This window comes from Rubneribacter badeniensis, from assembly GCF_002899695.1.
In the GTDB taxonomy this organism is placed as follows: Bacteria; Actinomycetota; Coriobacteriia; order Coriobacteriales; family Eggerthellaceae; genus Rubneribacter; species Rubneribacter badeniensis.
This window is the reverse complement of the sequence record NZ_PPEL01000094.1, coordinates 1-11,550: the sequence shown is the minus strand read 5'-3', so window position 1 is coordinate 11,550 and position 11,550 is coordinate 1. Positions and strand designations below refer to the sequence as shown.

Genomic DNA, 11,550 nt, shown 5'->3' with positions numbered 1-11,550 from the left:
CCGCGATCATTGAACACCCGAATGACGTCGCCATCTTCTATCCCACGCGGCTGCGCATCCACCGGATNCACCCATGCGACATGCTGCGCCGCGGCCTGAATGATCTCGTGGTTGGCATAGGAGGAATTCGCCGCGATGCGCTCGACCGTGTCGGGCACCACGAGGAGCCGCACGCCCACGCCCTGCACCAGCCTGCGCGCGAACGCCTCAGCCGCGATGCGCACGACGGGGACCCCGTCCACGAACGCGGGCAGCGTCACCACCAAACCATCGTCGCTGCCGACGGCCTGCGCGAAACGGCGCAGGTCGAACCCCGAAAGCGCATAGCCATCGACATCCTGGCGAACCTCGACCGCGCCGCGCAGCCCGTCCTCCATGCGCCCGCGCGCCACCGGGGCCGCTGCGGATCCGGCGGCATGGCGGGCAGCGCGCGTCAGCAGCGCCTCGCGCTCGGCGTCGGAGATGCCCATGCCGAGCGCCCCCACCACGAGCAGATCGCCGTCCGTTCCACCCGCCTCCGTTTCGGCGTCGTCTTGGCGCGCAGCCCACGACTCATAGGGAAGAAGCTGGGGCGACCACACCTCGCCCTCGCGCGCCTGCGCGGCCCGCACGACCTTCGCGTCACGCGCGTCAAGCTGCGGCGGATTTTTGATCGTCTGCTCAACCAAACAATCGATAGAAGCCTCGACTTGATGGAACACCAGCGGGTTTCCGGCCATGGTCTTTGCGCCACCTCCCAAAAACGGTCGCCGAGCGATGTGTTTACCGCCCGCCGACCCCATGCTACACTGCCCGTAGCCGCGAAGGCAAGCGGCAAGCCGTGCGGACGCCCCGCAGCGGTCGCGCGCAAGCCGCAGACCGCGTGCGCACACCGCCCGTCATCTCGGTGCCGCAAGACGCCGGGCAAGCTCACGCAAGCCGCAGACCGCGTGCGCGCACCGCCCGCGGCGCGGCGCCAGCCGAGCGACCCGCGCCCGCCCGCCTTCGCCGCCGCACGCGCCACCCGTCGAAGGAGCCGCCATGGCCACCGAACCGGTCGAACAGCTTGCCCTGCAAGCCCTCGACCTCGCAAGGAACTCCCTGCTCGTGAACCTGCGGTTCATGGGCGCGGCCTTCGCACGCCTCTCCCTCCTGCCTGTTCCCGGCGCGACGCTCGCCACCGACGGCGCGCACCTGCGCTACGACCCCGCGGCGATCGCGCGCCTGTACGCCGCCGAGCCCGCCGCGCTCGCGCGCGCCTACCTGCACGTCGTGCTGCACAACGTGTTTTTGCACCCCTACCCCGGCGAGCAGGTGGACGCCGCCCGCTGGGACGCGGCTTGCGACATCGTCGTGGAGCGCGTCATCGGCGAGCTCGACCTGCCCGCCGCGCGCACCGCCCGCGCCGCGCGCCAGCAGGCCGCGCTCGCGCGCATCGACGCCGTCTTGCCGCTGGCCACCGCCGAGACGGTGTACCGCCACCTCGCAGATGAAGGGCTTTCCGACGAGGAGCTGGCCGAGCTGCGCGCGCCCTTCTACGCGGACGACCACGAGCCGTGGCACCGCATGCTCGCCGCCGAGGGCGCGCGCGGCGGCGATGCCCGCGGCGGCGAGCGCGCCGAGGAGCGCGACGCGGACGCCGCAGCGCCCGCCGCCGGCCCCGGCGAGAGCGGCACCGACGCCGAGATGCCCCCCGAAGCCGCGACCGCCAAGAAAAGCCACGCCTCCCATCGCGGCATGGACGCCGACGACATCGAGCAGAAGCAAGCGCCCAAGAACGCCGCGCGCGCCCTTGGCGAGCGCTTCGCCGACACGATCAACCTCGACCGGTCGCGCGAGCAGTGGAAAAACGCCGCGCTCGAGACGGGCATCCAGCTGGACGCGTACGCGAAGCTGTGGGGCAAGCAGGGGGCGAACCTCGCCCTGAACCTGCGCTCCGTCGCGCGCAAAAAGCAGGACTACCGGGCGTTTCTGCGCAAGTTCGCCCACATGGGCGAGCACATCCGCGTGAACGACGACGAGTTCGACTACGTCTTCTACTGCTACGGCCTCCGCCGCTACGGAAACCTGCCGCTCATCGAGCCACTCGAACATGCGGAGGAGCGCCGCATCCGCGACTTCGTCATCGCCATCGACACCTCGGCCTCCACGAAAGACGGCCTCGTGCGCCGCTTCATCGAGAGGACTTACGCCATCCTGGCCGACGAGACGAGCTTCTTCGCCGACATGAACGCGCTCGTGGTGCAGTGCGACGCCGCCGTCACGGACGTCGCGCGCATCGCCAACCTGCGCGACCTCGACGCCTACCTGGACAACCTCGAGATCAAGGGGCTCGGCGGCACGGACTTCCGTCCCGTGTTCGCCTACGTGGACGGCGCGCTGGAGCGCGGAGAGATCGCGAACCTCGGCGGCCTCATCTACTTCACCGACGGCCAGGGCACCTACCCGGCCCGCAAGCCCGACTACGACGTCGCGTTCGTCTTCGCGGACGAGGCGACCGCCGCCGCAAGCCCGCCCGTGCCCCCATGGGCCATGAAGGTCGTCTTGGACGACACCGTCGCACTTGACGACGCGCCGCTCGCCCCGAGGCCACGCGCGACCCGGCCGCGCTAGGCGACCCAACCGCGCCAGAAAGGATCCCGCCATGGACATCAAGCAAGCGAAGCAGCAGATCAAAAACGCGATGGTCGCGTATTTCTCGAAGGACGAGTTCGGCGGCTATCGTCTTCCCACCGAACGGCAGCGCCCCGTGTTCTTGCTGGGCGCGCCCGGCATCGGCAAAACGGCCATCATGGAGCAGATCGCGCAGGAGCTGGGCGTGGGGCTCGTGTCGTACTCGATGACGCACCACACGCGGCAAAGCGCGCTCGGCCTGCCGTTCATCGCGAAGAAGACCTACGGCAACGCGGAATACGACGTGTCCGAATACACGATGAGCGAGATCATCGCCGCGGTGTACGACGCGATGGAGGCCACGGGGCGGCGCGAAGGGATCCTCTTCCTCGACGAGATCAACTGCGTGTCCGAGACGCTCACGCCCGCGATGCTGCAGTTTCTGCAGTACAAGACGTTCGGTCGGCACCGCGTGCCCGACGGTTGGATCGTGGTGACGGCGGGCAACCCGCCCGAGTACAACCGCGTGGCGCGCGACTTCGACATCGCCACGTGGGACCGCCTCAAGCGCATCGAGGTCGAACCCGACTTCCCCGCCTGGCGCGACTTCGCCGTGGAGACGGGCGTGCATCCCGCCGTGCTCACCTACCTGGACATCGAGCGCGATCATTTCTACCGCGTGGAGACCACCGTGGACGGCCCGTCGTTCGTCACCGCGCGCGGCTGGGACGACCTGTCGGCCATGATGAAATTGTACGAGGAGCAGGGGCTGGTCGTCGACGAGCTTTTGATCGGGCAGTACGTCCAGAACGCCGAGATCGCGAAGCGCTTCAGCGTGTACTACGACCTGTTCACGAAGTATCGGGCGGACTACCAGGTGGATCGTCTGCTGGAAGGGAAGGCCGACCCCGCCGTGGTCGAGCGGGCACGCGCCGCCGGCTTCGACGAGCGCGTATCGCTCATGGGCCTCGTCTCCGACGCGCTGGGAGGACGTCTGCGCGAAGCCGTGCTCGAAGAGCGCGCCGTGGAGTTCGCGCACGAAACGCTCGTGCGGATGAGGGACGAGATCGCGGCAGCGCCTGCGGGCGGCGCGGGTGCCGCGGCGGGCGGCGTCGGGGTTGATGCGGCGGCTGACGTGGCGACCGATGCCGCATCCGGCGTCTTGCCTGATGCGGCACCCGACGCGACGGACGGCGTCCTTCCCTTCTTGCGCCAGGAGGCCTCCACGCTGCAGGCGCGGCTCGACGCCGAGCGCAAGGCGGGCTTGCTCTCCGACGAGGGATACGTGGCCTACGAACGCACGCTCGCGCTCGCGGACCGCGCGCTGCGGCTGGAGGCCCCTGGCCGCACCGTCGAGTTCGACGACGTCAAAGCCCTCTTCGCCGAGATGGCGGATGATCTCGATGCGCGCATCGAGCATGCGTCGGCGGCGCTCGACAACGCGTTTCGCTTCGTGGAGGAGGCGTTCGGATCGGGCCAGGAGATGCTGCTGCTCGTCACCGACCTGTCCGCGAGCCGCTACGGCATGGCCTTCATCAACGACCACGGTTGCGAGCGCTACTTCGCCCACAACGACGCCTTACTGTTCCACGAGCGCGGCACCGACCTCGCCGAGCGCATCAACCGCCTCGACCTGTCGGCCGAAGAGTAGGAATTTGAAGAGTAGGGTTTCCCCTTGAAATAGGAACATTTGTTTGCTATACTGACAGCAAGCAATGGTGGTCAGCGCATGCGCACGTCGCGCGTGCGCGAGGCTGGGCAGGTCCCTAACTTCGCACGCGAAGGACAGCCGCTTCTCGAAAGGAGGCTGTCATGGGACAGCTCTATGATCAGACCCAGGACGAAGCCGTCTACCAGTCCGTTCGGACGACGCTCGAAGCAGCGCAATCGAAAGCCGCCGCCGCGGTGAACGGCGCGATGGTTGCCGCATACTGGGAGATCGGACGGCGCATCGTCGAGGCTCAAGGAGAACGCGCCGAATACGGCAAGCATCTTATTGCATACCTCTCCGAGCGCCTGACCCGCGAGTTCGGCAAAGTATTCAGCAGCAGGAATCTCTTCTACATGAAACAGTTCTACCTTGCATTCCCAATTGCGAACACGCTGTGTTCACAATTGAGCTGGTCTCACTATCGCCTGATCATGCGTTTAGAAGATCAAAAACGTCGCGAGTTTTACGTACGCGCAGCCGCTAAGGAAGGCTGGACGGTGCGCCAGCTCGACCGGCAGATCCACTCGTCCTACTACGAGCGGCTGCTCGCCACCCAAGAGGATCATCGCGACATCGTGCGCAAGGAGGTTAAAGCGCTCGAACCGCGCACAAGGGCAGACAGCATCCTGAAAGATCCGTACGTTCTCGACTTCCTCGATCTACCAGGAGGCACCACCTATCTGGAGAGCGATCTCGAACAAGCGCTTATGGACAAGCTCCAGCATTTCCTCTTGGAACTTGGCAGGGGCTTCGCATTCGTCGCTCGCCAATACCGCATCACCACCGAAAGCGACAGCCACTATCACGTCGATCTCGTGTTCTACCACTGCGTCCTCAAATGCTATGTGCTCATCGACCTCAAAACCGGAAAGCTCACGCCCCAAGACGTGGGGCAGATGGACTTCTACGTGCGCCTGTTCGACGACCGATGCGCGCAGCCCGAGGACAACCCCACCATCGGCATCATCCTCTGCGCAGACCGAGACGAGACCGTCGCGAAATACTCGGTGCTCGCAGACGGCAAGAACATGTTCGCTTCGAGGTACGTCATGCACCTTCCCACTGAAGACGAGCTGTCGCACGCGTTGGAATCCACCTACTTGGCGCACGCATCGGACGACCAATAGGCAAAGCAACCGAGGGCAAACGTGCCGGCGCTTCTCGCGAAGCGCCGGCAGACAAAGCTCTACGCGCAGTAGGCGCAGATGGCGTCGCGCAAAAACGCCGCCGCGCCGGGGGCCACGTCATCATAGTACGCCTTGAAGCGCTCGTCGGCCACGTACGTCTCGGCCAGCCCGCGATGCGCCTCCTTGGAGTACGCGCCGTCTTGCCAGAAGCAGCAGAGCCACTGGCGGTGCAGGTCGGCGGCCCGCCGAGCCTCCGCACCCGCCGGATCGCCCGTTGCCAGGGCCGCTGCGAGCGCGTCCTTCACCTCCTGCTCGAGCGTCTGCGCGCGCTCGTACTGCCCCTCGGTCATGCCCCTCACCTTCGCGTTGCTCGCATCGACGGCCTCGCTGCCCCAGCGCTCGCGCGCCTCGGCACCGAAACGCCGCTCGTTCTCCTCCACAAGGCCCCGCTTGAATGCCTCGAACCTCTCTTCGTCTTTCATGTCCGCTCTTCCTTCCATGCTGGCGAGCGTTTTCTCCACGCTCGCGATCAATCCATCCAAGCGCCCGCGGCGCGCTCGCAGTTCGCGCAGGTGGCCGGCCAGCGCGGTGCGCGCGTCGAACGAAGGGTCGTCCAGCAGCCGTTTGATGTCCGAAAGCGGCATCTCCGCCTCGCGGTACAGCAGCACCTGCTGCAGCCGGTCGACCTCGGCCGGCCCGTAGCGGCGGTACCCGTTCGCACCGCGGCGTGCGCGCACCAGCCCCAGCTCGTCGTAATGGTGCAGCGTCCGCACCGTGCATCCCGACAGCTCGGCCAGCTCGCTCACCGTGTATTCGCCGCCGTCCCGGTTGCGGCTCCGATCGTTGCCGCGATCCTGGTTTCGACCGGAATCCCAGCCGCAGCCCCGGTTCCAACTGCGGTCGCAATTCCGATCTCGGTCCCAGCTCTGATCCCGTCCCCGGTCACGACCGCAGCCGCGGTCTCTGTTTCGGCCCCAGTCCCAATCCCGGCTCTGGCCCCGATCCTGGTCGCAACCCTCCGGCTCCTCGCATGCCCTTCGCTCCATCGCGCGTTCCTTTCCGACGTCGTGACGACAGCCTACACCCTCACGCAACGTGAGGGTCAACCCCGTTTTCGAAAAAAGGGACAATGGAAGAGATTGCAATTACATACATAATACCGTATGCTATTCATTACTTTTTGAAGGCGCGACACCTGCGCCTACGTCTTCCCCGCCGGTTGACGCAGAGTGTTTCGAACGACCCGATCGAAGAGGTTGAAACGCGTTGCACCTTGTCGGCGCTCGTTGAAGGAGAAGCCATGCCAGCCATCGCCGCACCGCTGCCTATCATCCGGCCCATCACCGATCTGCGTACGCAGCTCAACGACGTGTGCACGCAAGCCACCGATACGCAGGAGCCCGTGGTACTCACGAAAAACGGCGTGGCCTCCTACGTGCTCATGGACAGCGACGCCTACGAGGCGACCGAGCGGCGCAACCGGGTGTACTTGGCCCTGCGCGAGGCCGAGATCGAGGAGCAGTACCGCCCCGAGGCCGTTTCGGCGGAGGAATCCGATGCGAAAATGCGTGAGATATTCGCGCTGTGGGGCCTCGATTACGCACCTGCCAGCAAGGAGCGATGATGCTCGACCTCGCTTGGCGCCCGCGCGCCCATCTCGACCGCGAGTCCATCGCCATCCACCTGGGGCTCGAACGCAAGGCCCCGCAAACCGCGCTCGATGCCATGCGACGCATCGACGATGCCATAGAGCGCGTGCGCACCTTCCCCGACAGCGGCGGGCGCGTGCGCTTGGACCCACTGCGCCGCACCGAATACCGCACCGTCCTCGCAAACCCCTACACCGTGTACTACCGCTTCGACGAAAAAACGCTCACCGTCTACCGCATCCTGCACCAGCGCCAGAACATCGACACCTACGCGCTCGTCGACCTGCCAAGATAGCGGCCGCAGCACCGCCCAGCCGCCCCCGGTGCGCAGCCGCCCCCGGTGCGCTCATCGCCGAAACGCCCCGATGCCCCTCCGGCGTCCTCCAACCCTCAGCAAGCGCCTGAGCAGCCCCGACCGCTTCGCATCGGCTCGGCAGCCAGAAACGACCTTGCGCCTTCACGCCAGCAGACAAAGCGCCTTGCGCCCTGCGCCCCGCTCTCGCCACGAAGCCTACGCCCATGCCACGTTTTCACATGGCCTGTGCATGCGCCGCACCCGCATCGCATCGCCGCGCACCCTGCGCCCACGCCTACGCCGCGCCGTCACGCGTTCCATAAGCGCCCCGCGCCACGATGCGCAGCGCGCGTCGCACGCTCGATGCGCGCTGCGACCCGCGGCGCACGGAGCGCATGCTGGCGCGCTTACGCGTCAAACGCTCGGCGCTTGAGGTCGCGCGGCTTCAGGCCGTTGGCCTTCGCCTGCTTGCGCCACATATGATGGGCGCTCAAACGATAGAGGAAGCGAGGGAAGTTGGGTTCCACGAACAGCGTCTCGCCCCCGCAGCCTGCCGCAATGTCGTCGGCCAACCGGTCGAAGGCGCGCCCGAGGTTCTTTGAGGGCCCATGCCCCATCGGCGCCACCTGCGACATCTCCCCCGCCCCAACGGCCACCGCACGGCCGCGCGGAAGGCCGTGGGCATCGCCCCACAGCCAGAGCATCTCGACGGCGAGCGCGTTTTGCCGAGCGTCGTAGAACCCGTTGTTCGCCACCACGTACAGCCTCGGCGACGTCCCTGCGGCCCTCACGCGCTCGCCGATGCGCTCAAGCGCCTCGTGCAAACTCGCCGGCACCCCGTCCACATACAGCGGAAACGCCACCACGAGCGCGTCGGACGCCGCCGCGAGCTCGGCCGTGCGCTCGTTCTCCTCGGACGGTCGCGCAACGGCATGGCGCAGCTCGACCTCGGCGCGCCCCTCCAGCTTGCGCGCGAGCGCATCCAGAAGAAACGCCGAGTTGCCCGTCTTGCGCCGCGGGCTTCCGCACACCAGCACCACGTTCATCGCAGAGCCTCCTTCGCCTCGCCAAGGTTTTCATGGAACCGCACGTCGAACGAGGTCGCGTAGTAGTTGACCGCGTTCGCCCGCACGAGCCGGCGCGCAACCTCCCGCTCCGGCTCCGAGGAGGGACCGTAGAAGTGCGCCTCGAGGCGAAACCCGTCCTCGTAGCGCGGGACGTGGTGCATCTCGCCCTCCACGGTGCGGAAGAACGGCTGCACGTAGCCGATGGCGCGATCGAGCACCGCCTTCACCGCGCGCGAGAACCCGCCGTACACAAACGGGCTCACCAGTACAAGCGTATCGCAGCGCGCCATGAGGCGCGGCATCTCCGTGCAGCGGTCGCGCAGGACGCAGACGCCTGGCGTGCGCGTCCAGCAACCGAAGCAGCCCGTGCACGGCTTCACGAGCGGCGTCGCCGAGAACAGCACGTCTTCAGCGCCGAACCCCTCCGCGAACGCGCCCTCCCCTTCGTCGCCTCCGGCGTCTCCGGCACCCCACGCATGCTTTCCGGCCGCCTTCTTGAACATGCCTTCTTCTCCACTGTCTGCACCGTTGCCGCCATCCGCACCGCCGCCGACCTCGCCATCCGCAACAACCCGCCGGAAGTTGGCCGCACGGCTCCGACCGTCCAAGCCCGCCCTTCGACCTTCGTCGTCTGCGCAAAGCCCGCAGCTCGCACCGCCCGCGTCGAAGATGATCAAGCGCCCCGAGCGACCGTGCGATCGCATGCGCCCCTCGTGGTCGCTCGACCGCGGGTGCCTCTCGCAACCGCTCGACCGCGTGCGCCCCGCGCAGTCGCGCGACTGCGCGTGCCCCTCGGAATGTTTCACGTGAAACATCTGTTCCGAATCAGCAGTTGCTTTATGGGAAACATCACGAACGCCCATCGCGATCCTCCTATCCTCGAATCAAACCCTCAACAGGCGCGCCCACCACTCGAAACGCGCTCGTCCCACGCGCGCCCGCAACTATATCCGAGCCGTCGCGCATAATGGCCGCACGGCCACCGCACCTGCATTCCAACCCGAGATTCGCTTCTCCGCTCGCCTTCGCGCATCCGCTTTCCGACAATCGCCGCATCCGCAGCCGTTATCTCCGAAAACGAGCGCTCATCCGCGACCGCCTTCCCGCGCGCAACCACCCCAAGGCCCATTGCGGGCACGCCCTCGGCCGCATGCACCCACCACGCACGCAAGCGCAAGCGCGTTCAACGGCAGCGGCTGCGGCATCGCTTCGCGCGGTCGAAACGGGAGAACACAGCGGGTAAAAGCCCCCCCCCCGCACGTCCCCTCGATATGCCGCTCGCTCATCGGAAGTCCGCCGCCGACCGTGCGGCGAAGCAGTGGAACGCGCCGTCCATGCGCGCCACCAGTTCCTCGTCGGAAAAGTCCGCGCCCGTGGCCAGCATCGCGGCCATGCCGTGCACGTACACGATCATGTCGAGGTACAGCTCGCGCGCCTCGGCGGGCGGCAAGCCGCCCAGCTCCTCGATGCACCGTTGCACGCCCTCTATCGCCACGCTGTCGTACACCTCTGCGAAACCGGTCGCGTCCATATGCGGCGACAGGTACAGGAAATGGAACAAGGGGCGCTCGGTGCGCGCCAAGCGCAAATGCGCGAGACCGTTCGACTCGAACGCATTGCACCCGTCAAGCGCATGCTCGCGGTTGTAGGCCGCGACCCACGCGCGCGCATGGTCGTAGAGCGCGCGCACGAGCTGCCGCATGTCGCCGAACTGGCTGTAGATCGGCTGCACCGAGCATCCCGCGCGCTCGGCCACCGTCCGCGCGCTCAGCGCGCCCTCCCCCCGCTCCCGCACGATGGCGAGCGCCGCATCGAGCACGTCCTTTCGCGTCACCTTCCGCTCGGCCACGTCGCCTCCTTTCATATAACACTTGTAATATTACGCATGTAATATACAGAAGCGCCCAGCGGGTGTCAAGCGGGCTTCCCTCCCGTAACGAACAGGGAGCGGCGCAAGCACGGCTCGCCATCAGTTGAGCGGGAGGGCGAAGGCGCCCGCGCGCCTCCTCCTACAATCGGCGGCGTACTCGGACCCGCTCCGACCGCATGAAAGGAGTTGCATCCCATGAAGAACCTCGAGAAGCGCCGCAACCGCACCATCGCCCGCGCGCAGAACCGCCACGCGGGCATGCGCGCGCCGCACATCGACAAGACGGCCATCAGCCCCTACGACTACTACTGCGACGGCTACGGCATGCCGGGCGCCTACGGCAACGGCTACGTGTCCGTGCTGAAAGTGTCAGCCGGCACGGTGGAGAAGACGAACGACCTGCTCATCGACGGCATCGTCACCTACGACAAGGCCGAGACCGCCGACGCCTACATCGGGCAGATCAACATGCTCACGGCCTCGTCGTTCTGCGGCATGGCCGGCCAGGTGTGGGGCTACGACCTCGCGCGCCATGACGGCATCGCCAGCGGCAAGAGCAAGCCCCTGTTCACGGAGAGGCAGTTCGACGGCAGCGCGCTTGAGGTGTTCGACGCCGCCCCGCTGCTCAACGCCGGCGTGGAGCTGTTCGGCACAGCCGAGGACCGCCGCTTCCATCCCCTGCCCGGCGCGCACGTCATCTGCGCGAACAAGGGCGTGACGGCCTACCGTCCGAAGGAGGACCGCCCGCTTCGCCCGGAGGAGGGCGAGGGCTACGGCGTGTGGTCGTTCATCGCCATCTCGCTGTCGGCCGACCGCGACTTCGCCGCCGACCTGTTCATCGAGGATGCCGGCGTGTGGACGGAAAACGACAGCGAGAAGGATATGCTGGCGTTCCTCGAGCAGCACCGCCGCGAGATCGTCTGGTCGGTGATCGAGTGCGGGCGCGACTCGAACGTCCTGTTCGAGCGCACGTACGTGGGATATGCGCACCGCATGATGAAGCCGAACGAGATCGGCGACGCCATCACCGTGGGCCCCTACGTCACCCTCGCGCGCAACGCCGTGCCGGCCACCGGCTTCGCGTCGCTCAACGACCTGCAGCTGTCCGACTGGCTCAAGCAGATGGACTTCGAGCCGCTCACGGACCTGTCGAAGTAGCGCGTCATGGCTGCCAACACAACGCCCGCCGCAGGCGGCGCCCCCGCAAGCACGCCCACCGGCACCCCCGGCGCCCCCGGC

The 11,550-nt window shown here is 67.0% G+C and carries 10 protein-coding genes; 6 read left to right on the top strand and 4 right to left on the bottom strand.

The genetic code is table 11. From position 1 onward, the window contains the following. The first annotated feature begins 1,020 nt into the window (after positions 1-1,020). From C2L80_RS11725 to C2L80_RS11715, 3 genes are all read left to right on the top strand, one after another. The gene (locus C2L80_RS11725) at positions 1,021-2,592 is read left to right on the top strand and encodes a vWA domain-containing protein (protein ID WP_087195779.1); all 1,572 of its coding nucleotides are present in this window, start codon (positions 1,021-1,023) and stop codon (positions 2,590-2,592) included. 31 nt (positions 2,593-2,623) lie between these two features. Next, on the top strand, positions 2,624-4,243 hold the full coding sequence (locus C2L80_RS11720) for an ATP-binding protein (RefSeq protein WP_087195780.1): 1,620 nt from the start codon (positions 2,624-2,626) through the stop codon (positions 4,241-4,243). A gap of 161 nt (positions 4,244-4,404) precedes the next feature. Then, the gene (locus C2L80_RS11715) at positions 4,405-5,430 is read left to right on the top strand and encodes a PDDEXK nuclease domain-containing protein (protein ID WP_087195781.1); all 1,026 of its coding nucleotides are present in this window, start codon (positions 4,405-4,407) and stop codon (positions 5,428-5,430) included. Between the two features lie 59 nt (positions 5,431-5,489). Here C2L80_RS11715 and C2L80_RS11710 read toward each other — a convergent pair whose 3' ends face one another. Continuing rightward, a complete protein-coding gene (locus tag C2L80_RS11710) occupies positions 5,490-6,476 on the bottom strand; it encodes a MerR family transcriptional regulator (protein ID WP_103263255.1) in 987 nt (328 codons plus the stop codon). A 254-nt stretch (positions 6,477-6,730) separates the two neighbouring features. Between C2L80_RS11710 and C2L80_RS11705 the strand changes: the two genes are divergently transcribed. Continuing rightward, positions 6,731-7,054, top strand: a complete 324-nt coding sequence (locus C2L80_RS11705; protein ID WP_103263254.1) for a type II toxin-antitoxin system Phd/YefM family antitoxin — start codon at positions 6,731-6,733, stop codon at positions 7,052-7,054. Next, positions 7,051-7,374 carry a type II toxin-antitoxin system RelE/ParE family toxin gene (locus tag C2L80_RS11700; protein ID WP_239938959.1) on the top strand — a complete coding sequence of 108 codons (324 nt, stop codon included), beginning with the start codon at positions 7,051-7,053 and terminating at the stop codon, positions 7,372-7,374. Before C2L80_RS11705 ends, C2L80_RS11700 begins: the two co-directional genes overlap by 4 nt. Before the next feature lie 407 nt (positions 7,375-7,781). Here C2L80_RS11700 and C2L80_RS11695 read toward each other — a convergent pair whose 3' ends face one another. The 3 genes from C2L80_RS11695 to C2L80_RS11685 form a co-directional block, all read right to left on the bottom strand. Then, a complete protein-coding gene (locus C2L80_RS11695; RefSeq protein WP_103263252.1) occupies positions 7,782-8,420 on the bottom strand; it encodes an NAD(P)H-dependent oxidoreductase in 639 nt (212 codons plus the stop codon). Then, the gene (locus tag C2L80_RS13760; protein ID WP_129589954.1) at positions 8,417-8,944 is read right to left on the bottom strand and encodes a flavodoxin family protein; all 528 of its coding nucleotides are present in this window, start codon (positions 8,942-8,944) and stop codon (positions 8,417-8,419) included. The genes C2L80_RS11695 and C2L80_RS13760 overlap by 4 nt, the downstream gene beginning before the upstream one ends. 779 nt (positions 8,945-9,723) lie before the next feature. Beyond that, entirely contained in the window at positions 9,724-10,290 is a 567-nt protein-coding gene (locus tag C2L80_RS11685) for a TetR/AcrR family transcriptional regulator (protein WP_103263250.1), read from the bottom strand. Between the two features lie 216 nt (positions 10,291-10,506). On the opposite strand from C2L80_RS11685, the gene hdcA reads away from it, so the two are divergent. Next, complete coding sequence (gene hdcA, locus C2L80_RS11680; RefSeq protein ID WP_087195788.1) at positions 10,507-11,469, top strand: histidine decarboxylase, pyruvoyl type; 963 nt, start codon at positions 10,507-10,509, stop codon at positions 11,467-11,469. The last annotated feature ends 81 nt before the right edge of the window (positions 11,470-11,550 follow it).

Excerpts from the sequence above, each read along its gene's own strand:
- C2L80_RS11725 (WP_087195779.1), top strand. The coding sequence starts at position 1,021 with ATGGCCACCGAACCGGTCGAACAGCTTGCCCTGCAAGCCCTCGACCTC.
- C2L80_RS11720 (WP_087195780.1), top strand. The coding sequence starts at position 2,624 with ATGGACATCAAGCAAGCGAAGCAGCAGATCAAAAACGCGATGGTCGCG.
- C2L80_RS11715 (WP_087195781.1), top strand. The coding sequence starts at position 4,405 with ATGGGACAGCTCTATGATCAGACCCAGGACGAAGCCGTCTACCAGTCC.
- C2L80_RS11710 (WP_103263255.1), bottom strand. The coding sequence starts at position 6,476 with ATGGAGCGAAGGGCATGCGAGGAGCCGGAGGGTTGCGACCAGGATCGG.
- C2L80_RS11705 (WP_103263254.1), top strand. The coding sequence starts at position 6,731 with ATGCCAGCCATCGCCGCACCGCTGCCTATCATCCGGCCCATCACCGAT.
- C2L80_RS11700 (WP_239938959.1), top strand. The coding sequence starts at position 7,051 with ATGATGCTCGACCTCGCTTGGCGCCCGCGCGCCCATCTCGACCGCGAG.
- C2L80_RS11695 (WP_103263252.1), bottom strand. The coding sequence starts at position 8,420 with ATGAACGTGGTGCTGGTGTGCGGAAGCCCGCGGCGCAAGACGGGCAAC.
- C2L80_RS13760 (WP_129589954.1), bottom strand. The coding sequence starts at position 8,944 with ATGTTCAAGAAGGCGGCCGGAAAGCATGCGTGGGGTGCCGGAGACGCC.
- hdcA (WP_087195788.1), top strand. The coding sequence starts at position 10,507 with ATGAAGAACCTCGAGAAGCGCCGCAACCGCACCATCGCCCGCGCGCAG.